We start from the raw sequence: 15,884 nt of genomic DNA, 5'->3' as shown, positions 1-15,884 counted from the left end.
CATGAAAAAATCAACCATCGCATTAATCGTAGCTGCAGTTGTATGTCTTGGCCTCTCAGCATTCTCAGCAAAAGCTTCTGTTATAAGAACGAACGAAGCGATTGAAGAAATTGGAGAGGTTACTTACTCAGAAGATTGCAAGGCAAAGATTGACCGTGCAGTGGAGTACTACAACGCACTCGACAAAAACCTGGACCTGCAGGGAAAAGTGAATAAAGAAGATATGAAAAATTTCGATGCTGCTAAAATTGAGTATGCACGTCTGGCAATCAAAGCTGCCAGTGTTGCAGATGCAAGAAAAGTGCCGGAAGGATATACTTCTGATGATATTAAGAAATTTGTAACAGAGGCACGCGAAGTCGTAGACAGCTATCTGAGTGCTGACCAGACAAGTATGGTACCAAACTATGCGGACCTCACAGAACTGGAAAAAGAATATACTTCAACAGGTGGATCTGGCGGATCTGATGAAGAAGTATCCGTTCCGATGTGCTAGGAAGACAGAGAGGAGATTTAATGATGAAAAGAAAAATGATCTCGGCTGTTCTTGCTGCGGTAATGACAGTCGGAATGATAACAGGATGTGGAAGCAGCCAGACAACAACAGAAAACAAAGCTGACAAGGCTGATAAGCTTGAGAGCCAGACAGACCTTTCTTCTACAGATTATGATTTTGAAAAAGAATATGCATATGGAGATTTTAATGCACATTCAAGAGCTGACGAAGATCGTCAGGACGGAATCGATACATTTGAAGACAAAGATATCGTATTCCAGGATATTACGTACGATCAGCTCATCGACATTCTTGGCAGTGAGGGAAACTACATGATTCAGCTTAGCGGATCATGGTGCCACAACAGCCGCGCAATGAGCCCGTTTATCAACAAATATGCAAAAGAGTACGGTATTGATACAGTATACTCTTATGACTTTAACATCAACAATGGTGATGATGGATCTTTATTTGTTCGTATGTCTAATGAGAAGACAACACCGGGGACAAAGTTGAATTATATGTATGGTGAGATGGTTTCCAGATATCTGACAAACTTAGATGACTGGGTAGAGTATCCATCTACACATGCAACAGCTCTTTCTTATACAAATGCAGATGGCAAAGAGGTTACAGTTGGAAGACTTCAGCAGCCAATCGTATTTGTATACAACAAAGACAACAAAGTAGATTACAGCAATTCCGGAAACGGAAGCACTTCATGCCCGATCATGTATGCATTTGAGAAAATGGTTGAGCGTGATTCAAAGGGGATCTACACAAAGAGATTCGATGATGACGGAAATCCGGTTCTTGATGAGAATGGTAACCAGATCCGTGATTATATTACGGATGAGTATGATGCAAGTGTAAAAGAGATGTTCGATTTTATCAAAAATAACAATATTGAACTTTCTACATATTCAAAAACAGATCACTTGCGCGATGTATTTAACAGCTATGGAAGCGAGATCTTCTCAGCAGACCAGCAGATTAATGTATATCCGGTGACATACAGACAGCTGAAATGGCTTCTGAATGAAGACGGAAATGCAATGGTTATGATCGGCGGCGCCGGAGATGAGAAAACACGTGCCGTTATCTCAAGAGTGAATGACTATGCAGTAAAGAATAACGTCCGCGTATATCTGTATGATCCACAGGTGGACGGAGATGTGACAACAGGACGTTGGGGATACAAGCAGTCTATGAATATCCTTGATGAAAATGCAATCGTGAATCTGATGTACACAGACCTTGTAAAGGGTGCGCTTACAAACCTTGAAGTTGCACATTCTATGTCTGACGGTACAGCACTGATCCAGGAGCCATTCCTGTTCGCATTCAACAAAGATGCTAAGGACGCTGACGGATTTACAGCACCGATCAAAGCATGGGCTGAGCTGACATATACTCAGGATCCGGAGACAAGATTCTACATTGGTAAAGAGGCTAATCAGAAATCCTGCGACAGCAGTATCGAGTCTGTATTTGCAGCTTATGCCGGAGAAGAGGCAGCAGAGTAAAGCATTGCAAATGTGTCTGCCTAAAGATGAGGATTTGAGAGTGCGCCTATAATAAGAATGGATATAAATTAAGAAGACAGTCGTTTTGCGCTGAGGCGCAGGATGGCTGTCTTCTTAGTTATAAAATGTGTGATGGTTACTGTAAATGACGGAATGATATTGGCAAAATGCATATGGAGACGAAAGAATAAGCATTTTCTTTATAAAATTAGTAGAAAATGCAAGTTTATGTTGTAATTTCTTCAAATTTTGGTAAAATAGCATATAGCGAAAAAGATAACATAAAAAGCAGGAGGAATGCCGTATGAAACCGTATAGCAAGTTGACGAAAGAAGAGCTGAAAAAGTTAAAAGGCCAGTTAGAGAAACAATTTGAAGAAGTGAAAGCAAAAGGAATACATTTGGATATGTCCCGTGGTAAACCGTCAAAAGCACAGCTGGATCTGAGTAATGGTCTGATGGACGTGTTGAATGGGAACAGTGACCTGGTAAGCTCTGATGGAGTAGACTGCCGTAACTACGGTGTTCTGGATGGAATTACAGAGGCAAGAAAATTACTGGCAGATATGTCAGAAGTGCCAGAGAGAAATATTCTGATCTACGGAAACTCCAGCCTGAATGTAATGTTTGATACAGTATCAAGAGCTATGACTCATGGTATCATGGGAAGCACACCATGGTGCAAATTAGATAAAGTAAAATTCTTATGTCCGGTTCCGGGATACGACAGACATTTTGCGATTACAGAGTATTTTGGAATTGAAATGATCAATGTACCGCTTCTTCCGACAGGTCCGGATATGGATATGGTAGAGAAATTGGTGGCAGAAGATCCTGCAATCAAAGGAATCTGGTGTGTGCCGAAGTATTCTAACCCGACAGGTGTATCTTACTCTGATGAGACAGTCAGAAGATTTGCACACTTGAAACCGGCAGCAAAAGACTTCCGTATCTTCTGGGATAATGCATATTCAATCCATCATCTTTATGATGACAAGAGAGACGTTATCCTTGAACTGTTAAATGAATGTATCAAAGCAGGCAATCCGGATATGGTATTCAAATTTATTTCCACATCCAAGGTTTCTTTCCCTGGATCCGGAATTGCAGCACTTGCTGCATCCAGAGCGAATATCGAAGATGCTAAGAGCTTTATGAAGTTCCAGACAATCGGACATGACAAGCTGAACCAGCTCCGCCATGTAAGATTCTTTAAAGATATGCCGGGAATGTATGAGCATATGAGAAAACATGCTGCTATCCTTCGCCCGAAATTCGAAAAGGTTGAAGATGTTCTGGAGAAAGAAATTGGCGGACTTGGAATCGGAACATGGACAAAGCCACTCGGCGGATATTTTATTTCTTTCGATTCAATGGATGGCTGTGCAAAGGCAATTGTGGCAAAAGCAAAAGAAGCTGGTCTGATCATGACAGGTGCCGGAGCAACATTCCCATACGGAAAGGATCCAAAAGACAGCAATATCCGTATTGCACCTTCCTTCCCGACAGTTGAGGAACTTGCACAGGCATCAGAAATCTTTGTACTCAGTGTAAAACTTGTCAGCGTAGAGAAACTGCTTGGAGCAAAATAAGATAATTCAAGAATGCCGAGGCATTCTTGCTGCGAGGTGTGGGAGTGCAAAGCACAGAACAATCCGCAGGCATCATAGTTGGGGTTTTTGCCCCAACATCATATAATAAGAAGATAGAGCCCCTGTAAGAACGAGAAAATCTTACAGGGGCTTTTGCATAGAAAAATATTTACAACATATAATAGAAAGAAAATAAAATATTGTTTCGCAAATAGCAAAGAATGGCAAAAACTAATGAGAAATAAAAAGTTTTTACCATTTATAGTAAAAAGTATTGATTTTTAAATAAAAGATACATTATAATGTAAAAAAGAGGTGATATCATGATTGTAGAAAGAAAAGAATATCTGGATAAATTGATTTCGTGGAAGGATAAGCGGATCATAAAAATTGTGACCGGGGTACGCCGCTGTGGAAAGTCTATGCTTTTGAAAATATATCAGAATTATTTGAAAAATCAGGGAATTGACGAAAACCAGATAATCGCGATTAATTTTGAAGATTTAGATTATGAAGAATTGACGGATTATAAAAAGCTATATGCCTATTTGAAAGAACGATTGATAGAAGGAAAAATGACATATATTTTTTTGGATGAGATACAGAATGTCGAAAATTTTCCGAAGGTACTGGACAGCTTGTATATAAAGGAGTATGTAGATATTTATGTGGCCGGTTCTAATGCGTATATGTTGTCCAGTGAAATTGCGACCATGATTTCAGGCAGATATGTGCAGATTGAGATGCTTCCACTGTCGTTCAAGGAATATGTGGAGAGTACGGGAAGTATGAATGACAGAGGAATCAAATATGCGGAATATTTGCAGAACAGTTCATTTCCGTATACGCTGGAGCTGAAAAATCAGCCGGAGCAGATCCGGGAATATCTGGAAGGTATTTACAATACGATTGTTGTGAAGGATATTGTCAGCAGGAAGAAAGTAACAGATACGATGATGCTAAAAAGCGTGCTGCGCTTTGTATTTGACAATATCGGGAATCCATTGTCGTCCAAAAAGATTGCAGATACGATGACTTCAGAGGGCAGAAAGATTGATACGAGAATGGTAGAAAAATATCTGGAAGCCTTCAGTGAAAGCTATATTATTTATCAGGCAAAGCGCTACAATATAAAAGGAAAGCAATATTTAAAAACGCTCGAAAAATATTATGTCGTAGATATCGGCCTGCGGTATATGCTGTTGGGAAACAGACAGGTAGATGCAGGACATATTCTGGAAAATATTGTGTATCTGGAACTATTGCGGCGTGGCTATGAAGTTTATGTTGGCAAGATCGATACATTTGAAGTGGACTTTGTGGCACAGAAAAGTCAGGAAATGATTTATTATCAGGTCGCGTTATCCGTACATGATGAAAAAACATTACAGAGAGAATTGCGCCCGCTTCAGGCAATCCGGGATCACTATCCGAAAATGATTCTGACGATGGATGAAGAGCCGGAAGAGCAGTACGATGGAATCCGACGTATAAATGCAAGAGACTGGCTGCTTGGGATCATAGAATAGAGTGTAAGACTAGATTCAGCCCAATGTGGAATTTACTTTTTTATTTAACGGGTACGAAATGTCAAAAGAAAAAAGGCTTGCTTTTTATCTCGCAGTATGGTACACTATCCTAGCGAATGGAAGTAGGTCTTTTTTTTATGCCTAAAAACTAGGTAGCCTCGCAAGCTACCAAGCAACAAGTTAACAAAGAAATATAAAGCGAGGTGGAAGTTGTGCGTACAAGAATCACATTAGAATGTACAGAATGCAAGCAGCGTAACTACAACATGACTAAGGATAAGAAAACTCATCCTGAGCGCATGGAGACTAAGAAGTACTGCAAGTTCTGTAAGTCACACACATTGCATAAGGAGACAAAATAGTCGTAAAGGAGTGTGTACGTCATGAGTGAGAAATCTCAAAAGACTCAGAAGAAGAACTGGTTCAAAGGTCTTGACGCAGAGTTTAAGAAAATCATTTGGCCAGACAAGCAGACACTTGTAAAAGAGACGGCGGCAGTAGTTTCCGTATCCGTAGTGCTGGGAGCAATCATCGCATTAGTTGATTTCCTGGCTCAGCATGGAATTGACATTCTGGTCAATCTGGGCTAGACACTAACGAGCAGGAAAGGTGAGTTTATGTCAGAAGCAAAATGGTATGTAGTTCATACCTATTCCGGGTATGAGAACAAAGTAAAAGCCAACATTGATAAGTCGGTTGAGAACAGACATCTGGAGGATCAGATCCTTGAAGTCAGAGTTCCGCTGCAGGACGTTGTTGAACTTAAGAACGGAGTGCAGAAGGTATCTCAGAAGAAGATGTTTCCGGGATATGTATTGATTCATATGATTATGAATGATGATACCTGGTATGTTGTGCGTAACACAAGAGGTGTGACAGGATTTGTAGGTCCGGGATCTAAGCCGGTACCGCTTACAGATGCAGAGATGGCACCACTTGGAATTCAGCAGGACAACATTGTAGTAGACTTTGAAGTCGGTGACACCGTACAGGTTGTTGCCGGTGCGTGGGCAGATACAGTCGGAGTGATCCAGGCTATGAACGCGCAGAAGCAGAGTGTTACAATCAATGTTGAGCTGTTCGGTCGCGAAACACCGGTTGAAATTAGTTTCGCAGAAATTAAACGAGTGTAACGTAAATACGAAACGTGGGAGGGGCCGTATGGTTCCGCCATTACCACAAGGAGGTAATTGAAATGGCAAAAAAAGTAGAAGGTTATATTAAATTACAGATTCCTGCCGGCAAAGCAACTCCGGCACCACCGGTTGGACCAGCTCTTGGACAGCACGGTGTAAACATCGTTGAATTCACAAAGCAGTTCAACGCTAAGACAGCAGATCAGGGAGATATGATCATCCCTGTAGTTATCACAGTTTACAACGATAGAAGCTTTAGCTTCATCACAAAGACACCACCGGCAGCAGTTCTGATCAAGAAAGCATGCAACATCAAATCAGGATCTGGTGTTCCGAATAAGAATAAAGTTGCTACAATCACAAAAGCTCAGGTAGAGGAGATCGCTAAGACAAAAATGCCAGACCTGAACGCAGCAACTGTAGAGGCAGCAGCCAGCATGATCGCTGGAACATGCCGTTCTATGGGAGTAACTGTAGTAGACTAGTCCCTGGTTGTTCTTTAAGACGGGCGAGGCCAAGCGCGGTGTGCGCGCGGACGAACCTGACGAAAAGAATTTCCTTGATAATGATGAAACTGAAGTAAATGGATGTGGGAGGGTTATCCCGACATTACCACTAGGAGGTTATTTATAATGAAAAGAGGAAAGAAATACGTTGAGGCTGCAAAAGCTATCGACAGAGGAACACTCTATGATGTAGCAGACGCAGTAGCATTGGTTAAAAAAACTGCAGTAGCAAAATTTGATGAGACAATCGAGGCTCATATCAGAACAGGTTGTGACGGACGTCACGCTGACCAGCAGATTCGTGGAGCAGTTGTACTGCCACACGGAACAGGCAAAAAGGTTCGTATCCTTGTATTTGCTAAAGACGCTAAAGCTGAGGAAGCTAAAGCAGCTGGAGCAGATTTCGTAGGCGGAGACGAGCTCATTCCAAAGATCCAGAACGAGAACTGGTTCGAATTCGACGTAGTTGTAGCTACACCAGATATGATGGGCGTTGTTGGACGTCTCGGACGTGTACTTGGACCTAAAGGTCTCATGCCTAACCCGAAGGCTGGTACAGTAACAATGGACGTTACAAAAGCAATCCAGGATATCAAAGCTGGTAAGATTGAGTACAGACTTGACAAGACAAACATTATCCATGTACCAGTAGGTAAAGCTTCCTTTACCGAAGAGCAGCTTGCAGACAACTTCCAGACGCTGATCGATGCAATCAATAAAGCTAAACCGGCAGCAGTAAAAGGACAGTACCTTAAGACTGTAACTCTTACTTCTACAATGGGACCTGGTGTAAAGATCAACCCAATGAAGCTGGCATAAGCATTTCTGAATTCATACAGAAATATGGACTCCCCAGAAAGAGAAATCTTTCTGGGGAGCTTTTTTGGTGTGAAAAAATAACCAAAAAAGGATATTTAATACGAAAAAATAGTTGACAAACGCAAGAGTGTATGATAATCTATTCAAGGACTGCCGAAGACAGTAGGTGTGCGATGCACGTAAGGACAGAATACAAGGACGCCTACCGAGGGATGATCGATACAAAATGTATGATTTGCAAACCTCTATTGTCTTAGGATATAGAGGTTTTATTTTATATCTATCGGCGGTGTATAACCCAAAATCTAATAAGGAGGTGCACCATTCGTGGCAAAAGTTGAATTAAAACAACCAGTAGTACAGGCTATTGCAGAGGACATCAAAGATGCAGCAAGTGTTGTATTAGTTGACTACCGTGGACTGACTGTTGCTGAGGACACAGCTCTTCGTAAACAGCTCAGAGAAGCAGGTGTAATCTACAAAGTTTGTAAGAACACAATGATGAAGAGAGCTTTTGAAGGAACTGATTTCGCTGCTTTAGATGAGCACTTGGAAGGACCAAGCGCTATCGCAATTTCTAAAGACGATGCAACAGCTCCGGCAAGAATCATTTGCAATTTCGCAAAAGATGCTAAGGCTCTTGAGTTAAAAGCAGGTGTTGTAGAAGGCACTCTTTATGATGTGAACGCTCTTAACGAGTTAGCTAAGATTCCATCAAGAGACGTACTTATTTCCAAATTGCTTGGAAGCTTACAGTCACCTATCACAAATCTTGCTCGTGTACTTAATCAGATCGCAGAGCAGGGTGGAGCTGAGGCTTGTGAAGCAGCTCCAGCAGCAGAAGAAGCTGCAACAGAGGAGTAAGAGTAGATAATACTCGCCCCTGTCTGATCTCGCAGAGACGGACATAAAACTATTTCATAATAAAAATGTTAAAAATGGAGGAAAATAAAATGGCAAAGTTAACAACAGCAGAATTTATCGATGCTATCAAAGAGTTATCTGTATTAGAGTTAAATGATCTTGTAAAAGCTTGTGAAGAAGAATTTGGCGTATCCGCAGCAGCAGGTGTTGTAGTAGCAGCAGCTGGAGCAGAGGGTGGAGCAGCAGAGGAGAAAGATGAGTTCGACGTAGAGCTTGTATCCGCTGGTGCAGCTAAAGTTAAAGTTATCAAAGCAGTTCGTGAGATCACAGGTCTTGGACTGAAAGAAGCTAAAGAGTTAGTAGACGGAGCTCCAAAGGTAGTTAAAGAGGGTGCTTCCAAAGCAGAGGCTGAGGACATCAAAGCTAAACTTGAGGCTGAGGGTGCAGAGGTTAACCTTAAATAATTTCAAATTTCAGATTTTTAAAGGCCGTTCCAAGAGGGGCGGTCTTTTTCTGTTGTCAAGCATACGACAAAAAGGTCCGGTGGACCTTTTTTAGTGCAATTTAGGGAAACAAAAACGCCGAGGCATTCTTGATTTTGAAGTGGAAGAGTATATAAAATCATCTCAAGAGAAAAAATAATAAAGAAACTTATGCAAGCTGCATAATAACATTTTGCAGAAAATATGCAATACCGCTGAAATTACCAAATGTAATTGACGGCGGCATTTTTTGTTACTATAATGTAAATTAATGAAACGGGTTTCAGAACTACGTTTCAAAACGTATAGAAGAGAACAAGCGAGATACGAGAATAAAAAATGATAGGAAAAGGAGAGAAAGAGTTATGAAACTGGCAGTTGTAGGAAGTATTAACACAGACATGACTGTAACAGCAGAGAGAATTCCACTTAAAGGTGAGACATTGATGGGCGACAGTTTGAGTTATATCCCGGGTGGAAAAGGTGCGAATCAGGCAGTTGCGATGGCAAAGCTTGGTGCTGAAGTCGAGATGTTCGGCTGCGTTGGTAATGATGACAATGGACGCAGAATGTTGGACAATCTGAATCGTGTTGGCGTAAAGACAGAGCATATCCAGGTTCTGGAAGGCGTGCCGACAGGAATTGCGATGATTACAGTTGGTGAGAGTGACAATACAATTATTGTTGTTCCGGGAGCAAATGGGAAAGTTGACAAGGCTTATGTGGATGGAATCAAAGACGAACTGGTGAAATATGACATGGTAGTTCTTCAGCATGAGATTCCGCTTGAGACAGTTCATTATATCGCAGAGTTTTGTTACGAAAAAAATATTCCAGTCGTACTGAATCCGGCACCGGCAGCAGAAGTGCCGATGGATATCATCGACAAAGTTACATACGTGACACCAAATGAGCATGAAGCAGTGCTGATTTTTGGAGACGAGTTGAGTACAGAAAATCTTTTGAAGAAGTATCCGGAGAAGCTTGTGATTACACAGGGATCCCGAGGAGTGTCTACATGCCTGAAAAATGGAGAAGTACTGACAGTACCTGCAAGAAAGGCAAATGTGGTGGATACGACAGGAGCAGGAGATACACTGAATGGGGCATTTTCTGTAAGAATTGCAGCAGGTGATGATATGAAGAGTGCTCTTACTTATGCGAATGTAGCGGCAAGCCTTTCCACGGAAAAATTCGGTGCACAGACAGGAATGCCGACAGCAGAAGAAGTTGAAAAGGAAATGAAGTAAATATCCATAAAATATGACAGGAGATATAGACATAGACATGAAAAGACATGGTATTTAAATAGTGCTATTTCAAGAGTGCTTTCTTATATGGGGCACACAGTCCGAATCTGTATCGAGGACTGCGGACTTCCAATCTCGGACGAGACAGAGAGAATTGATCTTGCACTGAAATTTGGACAGCCGAGATTTCTGGAAAGATCATTATAGATGGAAGAGAAACTCAAAATAAGAGTCCACAGTAGGCAATGAAAAATGGTATCAATGTTAACCGCACAAAACTGATTACTTATGCAATCTCAGGATGTATGTCAGCACTGTCCAGGCTGATTCTGGAATTCAGGGTGTATTTGCGCACAATGATGAGATGGCACTTGGGGCTGTAGAGGCAATCGGAAGCAGAAAGATTGTCGTAGTCGGATTTGATGCGACAGATGATGCCCAGGCAGCGGTCAAAGCTGGAAAAATGGCAGCTACTGTAGCACAGAAACCGGACCTTATGGGTGCAACAGCAGTTGAGACCGCTCAGAAGATTTTAAATGGAGAAACAGTAGACAAAGAGATCCCAGTCGAGGTAGAATTAATTACAAAGTAAGACTAAGGGGAACGAATCATTGACTAGCATAAGAGAAGTGGCAAAGCTTGCAGGGGTGTCACCTGCGACAGTGTCCCGTGTGATGAATGGGACGGCCAACGTAAATGAAGAGAAGAAAAAACGCGTGGAGGCAGCGATTAAGGACACAGGATTTCAGCCAAATGAACTGGCGAGAGCTTTGTATAAGAAGTCATCGAAGATGATCGGGATGATCGTGCCGGATATTGAAAACCCGTTTTTTAGTGAGCTTGCGAAAGCGGTGGAAGATACAGCATATCAGAACGGATACCGGATTCTTCTTTGCAGTTCGGGTGGAGACGAAGAGAAGGAGGCTGTAAACATTCAGATGTTCAATCAGCTCCGGGCAGATGGAATCGTTGTGATGACGAACTGCGCAGAGACAGGGAAAGTGTTGGCGGACTGTCCGATACCGGTCGTCCTTGTTGACCGCAAGCTTGATGGATTTAAAGAAAATGCATTAATTGAGGCGGACAACTACAAAGGCGGCTGTCTGGCAGCAGAGCATCTGGTGAAATGTGGCAGCAAGAATATTGTCTGTATGAAAGAGCCGACCGGTTATTCCAGCGGGCGCAGACGATACGAAGGTTATCTGGATGTGTGTAAAAAATATAATCTTAAAGAACAGAGTGTGGACTGTCGTTATAATTATGAGAGTGGACTTCGGGCAGCAGAAGAGATTCTTAAGAAGTATCCGGAAGTTGACGGGGTAGTTGCGGGAAATGATATTGTAGCAATGTCGGTATATAAGGTGTTCACAAGACACGGAAAGAAAATACCGCAGGAAGTTCAGCTTGTAGGATTCGATGATGTCGGGTTCGGCGAATTATTTATTCCAGAGCTGACGACTATACATCAGCCGATCCGGGAGATGGGACACTTGGCGGCGGAGATTATTCTCAAAGCTGTGAATGGGGAATCTTACGAGAAGAAAAATGTATTTGACGTGAAGCTTATCGAGCGGGAGACAACAAAAAACAATAGAAAATGTTCGCATGAGAGTAGAGAAAGGTAACACAAGAGATTATAGAAAAGAAGTGAGTACAGGGAAAACCCGATGCTCACTTTTTTAATGTCAATTATATAACAAAAAAGGTTCTGACCGAATACACAAAGTATGTTTCACTGACAAATTTTTGAATTTAATCTATGCTTAAAATTTGATTAATCTGCTCTTGACGGTAATTTCTGGAAGCGCGCAATGATGTTCGGATTGTGTTTAACTGGTCGGTATCCTTTTGTAAAGCAATCTGTGCAGATTGCAGCATTGTCTGACATGCCTGGGATGATGGTGAACCGGAGCTTTGTTTTCGTTGGATAGATACGATTGGAGACTGAAGTTTCATCAGTTCCTCATGGGTAAGGGAAGTCTTTTTGCCGGAAATTTTTATACTTGCATTGTTCAAAATACGTAGGCTGATCGGAGCATCTGCAATTCCGTTACGGCTTTTAGAAATGTTAGAAATGATGTTGTGTGCGCTTCGGAAAGAAATGTGATCTTTCTGAACAAGAAAATCAGCAATGTCAGTAAGGACAGAATCGTTGTGTGCAGTAAAAACTTCCATGCGGTCATAGTGGAATGTTATGTTGTCCAATGTCCCAATAAATAGTTCTAAAATTCCCCTTAATTCATTTGTCATCTGCCAGTATGGTGTCATGCATTCAAACAGATCGCGAGAGTGACTGAAAGAGGTGCCTTTTAAACACATAAGTATATCCATATATGAGCTGGTCAGATGAGATGTTTTGCTTCGGATGTGTTCCAAAGACAATGCATTTTTCTTTTGGGGCATAATGCTGCTACAACAGGAATAGGCATCAGAGATGGAGAGGTAGCTGCATTCTGCGGATGACCAGGTATAAAGGTCCTGTGCAAACCGTGAAAGTGTTGAACCCAGAGTAGAAAAATGGGAGGCAAGCTCTAGTAAGTAATCTCTGGATGCAACTGCATCCAGGGCATTGACGATAATACCATCAAATCCAAGAAGTGAAGCGGTATATTCGCGGTCGATAGAAAATGAAGTTCCAGCCAGTGCACAGGAACCAAGAGGAGATTGGTTCAATGTTGGATAGGCAGAAAGAATTCGATTAAAATCTCGGTCTACTGCTTCTGCTATGGCAAGAAAATAAAAATCCAGTGTAATGGGCTGGGCTGGCATGCAGTGGGTATAGCCGGTAAATATTTTTCCTTGGTTTTGTTCGGCAAGAGTTCTTAACTGTTGCATAAAATAAAGCAGACGATCAAGGAGTATAAGAAGCTCATCACGGATACTCATACGAAGAATGGTAGGAGTCATGTCGTTGCGGCTACGTGCTACTTGCATTTTGCCGTTTAATTCTGCACTGAGATTACGAGTAATATATTCTTCGAAATTTAATAGATAATCTTCATTTACTGGATTATATCCGATTGTCTGTGGGTGCATCTCCATAAGCGGAATGATGAACTGCAAAAGAGAACGGGCCTCATCTTTGGTAAGAAGTCTCTGTTTGTGCAGCATGGTAATGTGGGCGATATTGGTCAGAAGAAGATTTTTGTAACAATGCTCCATATCGCTTTGCAGGAATGGAGAATAAATGTATTGGCAGACAATATTGCTTGGTTGAAAATTTAAGTGGTTTCTGGCTGTTGTGGCTTGGGTAACGTATGTACCGGAGCCCTGTTTTTTTGCCAATAGACCGGCAGAGACAAGGCTGTCGACTGCCTGACGGATGGTTGTGCGGCTGACGCCGAAAAACTGACAGAGCTCTGGCTCTGTCGGAAGTTTCTGACCGACTTTCCATTCACCGTTTTCTATTTTTTTGCGAATCGAGTTTTCGACCTGATAATACAGTGCGATTCCTTTTTCTGGATTTTGTATACTGTTTTTCACTTAAAACCTCCCGAAAATATAAAGAATATCAAATTTTTACAAAGATTATGTTTTTTTTCATAATTGATTATAGTACTTATTTTGAGTAAATTCAAATGCAAGCGCGCTTATTGTGAAAAAATCGTTATTGTTAAATGATGATTTAGATAATTAACAAAATATAAAAATCTTAAAAAGGCCTGAAAATAAAGGGGAAATGAAAAAATAATATAGAAAATCTATAAAAAGACTGCGAATATTGACATGATAAATAGAAAAATGTACTATATTCGTATCTTAAGAATGATGAAATGCATTTCAAAAGTAACATGGCAATAAAGGATGAAGGAGGTAGTTTATGGATGAGAAAAAAGGAATTGCAAAGATTGCAAAATACTTTGTGAATTTCCAATATGGTTTATCGATCGTGATGGCGCTGTTGCTTCTTGCTATGATCGGCTATGAAGTTGTTATGCGTTATGTTTTTAAATCATCTTTGATGGGAGTAGAAGAAGTTATGGTATTTCCAATCATCTGGCTGTATATGCTCGGTGGAGCCAATGCTTCTTATGAAAAAAGCCATATTGAATGTGGAATTTTAACTCTTTATATTAAAAAAGAACATTCAATGCTTATATTTAACCTTGTAAAACGAATCATCTGCGTAGTAATACTTGCATGGATTACTTATTGGTCTTTCTATTATTTTTATTATTCACTGACGACTTGGAAAGTGGCAGATATTACATATGCACCAATGTTCTTCGCGAACCTGGCAATGACAGTTGGTTTTGTGCTGATGCTGATTTATGCAATCCGTGATGTGATTCAGGTTACAAAAGATTTGAAAGCATATAACAAAAAAGTGGAAGGAACGAAGGAGGTGTAGCGATTATGATGGAAAATGCTTTGCTTATTATTTTACTGGATATAATACTTCTTGTATTTTTGCTTATGATGAGTATTCCTCTTCCGGTATGTTTCTTGGGAGCGCTGATGTTCTTAAGTGCATTTGGAAATGTATCCATGAAAACAATGCTTGTGTGGGTGTTCTCCCAGTCAACCGGAACTGTTCTTCTTGCCAGCCCGCTATTTATTCTAGCCGGAACGTATATGGGCGGCAGTGGTATAGCCAAGCGGCTTCTAGATTGTGCGGATTCATTTATCGGACATATCAAATCCGGACTTGGAACAGTAGCAATTGTTGTATGCGCAGTTATGGGAGCGATTTCTGGTAGTGGATTTACAGGAGTTGCAGCAACTGGTCCTATCATGATTCCTAGAATGGAAGAACAGGGATATGAAAGAGGTTATGCGACAGCACTTGTTACAGTATCTTCCGTACTTGGACTTCTGATCCCGCCAAGTGTAGTCATGATTATGTTCGGATGGGTTACAGAGACATCAATTCTTGCATGTTTTCTTTCTACATTAGGACCTGGACTTTTGATTACGGCGTTATTTATCGTAATACATGTAATCTGGAGCAAAAAGTTTGATTTAAAAGTACTGGAGAAAAAGCCAGTCGATGAATATCTGAAAAATGTAGGTTCCAAGACATTTAAGGCGATTCCGGCACTGATTATGCCATTGATTATCCTTGGTGGTATTTATGGTGGTGTATTCACAGCAACTGAAGCGGCAGCGGTAAGTGCAATTTACGCGATTCCTGTAGGAATCTGGGTATATAAAGCCTGTACAATTAAAGGATTCCTTCAGATGACAAAAGAAGCATCCAGTACAATTGGTTCTATCATGGTCATGATTGTATGTTGTCTGATGCTTAGCCGTGTATTTACTATTTACAGAGTGCCGTCACTGGTGCTCGACCTTCTGATGGGAATTACAACAAACAAATATCTGTTACTTTTTATTATTGATATTTTCCTTTTCCTCGTTGGAATGATTGTAAACGATACAACAGGAGTCCTGATTTGTGCACCGCTTCTGATGCCAGTCATGACACAGCTTGGAGTCAGCCCGGTACATTTTGCGGCAATCATGGGCGTAAACCTGGCAATGGGAGGAGTTACACCACCATATGCAAGTATTCTTTACCTTGGAATGCGAATAGGAAAAGCGGAATTTCATGAAATCTTAAAACCGACTATGACATTTTTAATTCTTGGTTATGTGCCGGTTGTATTTCTTACAACATATATTCCGGATCTTGCACTTGCAATTCCTAGAATGTGCGGATTCAGTGTTTAGAGGAGGTGCTTC

At 41.1% G+C, this 15,884-nt stretch carries 17 protein-coding genes, 1 pseudogene and 1 other annotated feature; of the genes and pseudogenes, 17 read left to right on the top strand and 1 reads right to left on the bottom strand.

Annotation, left to right across the window (positions count from 1 at the left end; genetic code table 11):
• The first annotated feature begins 1 nt into the window (after position 1).
• The 15 genes and pseudogenes from C7E02_RS12635 (at position 2) to C7E02_RS12565 (ending at position 11,824) form a co-directional block, all read left to right on the top strand.
• A complete protein-coding gene (locus C7E02_RS12635) occupies positions 2-496 on the top strand; it encodes a hypothetical protein (protein ID WP_105309727.1) in 495 nt (164 codons plus the stop codon).
• A gap of 20 nt (positions 497-516) precedes the next feature.
• On the top strand, positions 517-2,022 hold the full coding sequence (locus C7E02_RS12630; protein WP_242978817.1) for a hypothetical protein: 1,506 nt from the start codon (positions 517-519) through the stop codon (positions 2,020-2,022).
• Positions 2,023-2,326: 304 nt separating this feature from the next.
• Positions 2,327-3,613, top strand: a complete 1,287-nt coding sequence (locus C7E02_RS12625; RefSeq protein WP_105309725.1) for an aminotransferase class I/II-fold pyridoxal phosphate-dependent enzyme — start codon at positions 2,327-2,329, stop codon at positions 3,611-3,613.
• 323 nt (positions 3,614-3,936) lie between these two features.
• Entirely contained in the window at positions 3,937-5,142 is a 1,206-nt protein-coding gene (locus tag C7E02_RS12620) for an ATP-binding protein (RefSeq protein ID WP_105309724.1), read from the top strand.
• 212 nt (positions 5,143-5,354) lie between these two features.
• Positions 5,355-5,504: a 50S ribosomal protein L33 gene (rpmG, locus tag C7E02_RS12615; RefSeq protein WP_005332089.1), complete on the top strand. Its 150-nt coding sequence runs from the start codon at positions 5,355-5,357 to the stop codon at positions 5,502-5,504.
• A gap of 21 nt (positions 5,505-5,525) precedes the next feature.
• Positions 5,526-5,732 carry a preprotein translocase subunit SecE gene (gene secE, locus C7E02_RS12610; RefSeq protein WP_005338558.1) on the top strand — a complete coding sequence of 69 codons (207 nt, stop codon included), beginning with the start codon at positions 5,526-5,528 and terminating at the stop codon, positions 5,730-5,732.
• A gap of 27 nt (positions 5,733-5,759) precedes the next feature.
• Positions 5,760-6,275, top strand: coding sequence for a transcription termination/antitermination protein NusG (gene nusG, locus C7E02_RS12605; protein WP_005332091.1), 516 nt, complete (start codon positions 5,760-5,762; stop codon positions 6,273-6,275).
• A 62-nt stretch (positions 6,276-6,337) separates the two neighbouring features.
• Positions 6,338-6,763: a 50S ribosomal protein L11 gene (gene rplK, locus C7E02_RS12600; RefSeq protein ID WP_005338556.1), complete on the top strand. Its 426-nt coding sequence runs from the start codon at positions 6,338-6,340 to the stop codon at positions 6,761-6,763.
• 147 nt (positions 6,764-6,910) lie between these two features.
• A complete protein-coding gene (gene rplA / locus C7E02_RS12595) occupies positions 6,911-7,603 on the top strand; it encodes a 50S ribosomal protein L1 (protein ID WP_005338554.1) in 693 nt (230 codons plus the stop codon).
• 135 nt (positions 7,604-7,738) lie between these two features.
• Positions 7,739-7,885: a sequence feature (ribosomal protein L10 leader region), on the top strand.
• A gap of 45 nt (positions 7,886-7,930) precedes the next feature.
• Positions 7,931-8,467, top strand: coding sequence for a 50S ribosomal protein L10 (gene rplJ / locus C7E02_RS12590; RefSeq protein WP_005338552.1), 537 nt, complete (start codon positions 7,931-7,933; stop codon positions 8,465-8,467).
• 89 nt (positions 8,468-8,556) lie between these two features.
• Entirely contained in the window at positions 8,557-8,931 is a 375-nt protein-coding gene (rplL, locus tag C7E02_RS12585; RefSeq protein WP_005338550.1) for a 50S ribosomal protein L7/L12, read from the top strand.
• A 383-nt stretch (positions 8,932-9,314) separates the two neighbouring features.
• A complete protein-coding gene (gene rbsK, locus C7E02_RS12580; protein WP_005338548.1) occupies positions 9,315-10,199 on the top strand; it encodes a ribokinase in 885 nt (294 codons plus the stop codon).
• A gap of 87 nt (positions 10,200-10,286) precedes the next feature.
• On the top strand, positions 10,287-10,406 hold the full coding sequence (locus C7E02_RS20490) for an RbsD/FucU domain-containing protein (RefSeq protein ID WP_081472130.1): 120 nt from the start codon (positions 10,287-10,289) through the stop codon (positions 10,404-10,406).
• A gap of 109 nt (positions 10,407-10,515) precedes the next feature.
• Positions 10,516-10,791, top strand: a pseudogene (locus C7E02_RS12570) (substrate-binding domain-containing protein); the annotation flags it as partial.
• A gap of 19 nt (positions 10,792-10,810) precedes the next feature.
• Positions 10,811-11,824, top strand: a complete 1,014-nt coding sequence (locus C7E02_RS12565; protein WP_105309723.1) for a LacI family DNA-binding transcriptional regulator — start codon at positions 10,811-10,813, stop codon at positions 11,822-11,824.
• Between the two features lie 127 nt (positions 11,825-11,951).
• On the opposite strand, the gene argH is transcribed toward C7E02_RS12565, so the two are convergent.
• On the bottom strand, positions 11,952-13,682 hold the full coding sequence (gene argH, locus C7E02_RS12560; protein ID WP_105309722.1) for an argininosuccinate lyase: 1,731 nt from the start codon (positions 13,680-13,682) through the stop codon (positions 11,952-11,954).
• 337 nt (positions 13,683-14,019) lie between these two features.
• Between argH and C7E02_RS12555 the strand changes: the two genes are divergently transcribed.
• Entirely contained in the window at positions 14,020-14,550 is a 531-nt protein-coding gene (locus C7E02_RS12555) for a TRAP transporter small permease (RefSeq protein ID WP_105309721.1), read from the top strand.
• A 5-nt stretch (positions 14,551-14,555) separates the two neighbouring features.
• Positions 14,556-15,872, top strand: a complete 1,317-nt coding sequence (locus C7E02_RS12550) for a TRAP transporter large permease (RefSeq protein WP_105309720.1) — start codon at positions 14,556-14,558, stop codon at positions 15,870-15,872.
• Positions 15,873-15,884: the final 12 nt, after the last annotated feature.

This window comes from Dorea sp. Marseille-P4042, assembly GCF_900290215.1.
GTDB lineage: Bacteria > Bacillota > Clostridia > Lachnospirales > Lachnospiraceae > Dorea > Dorea formicigenerans.
Note: the sequence above shows the minus strand (reverse complement) of the source record. Positions and strands in the feature narration are given on the sequence as shown.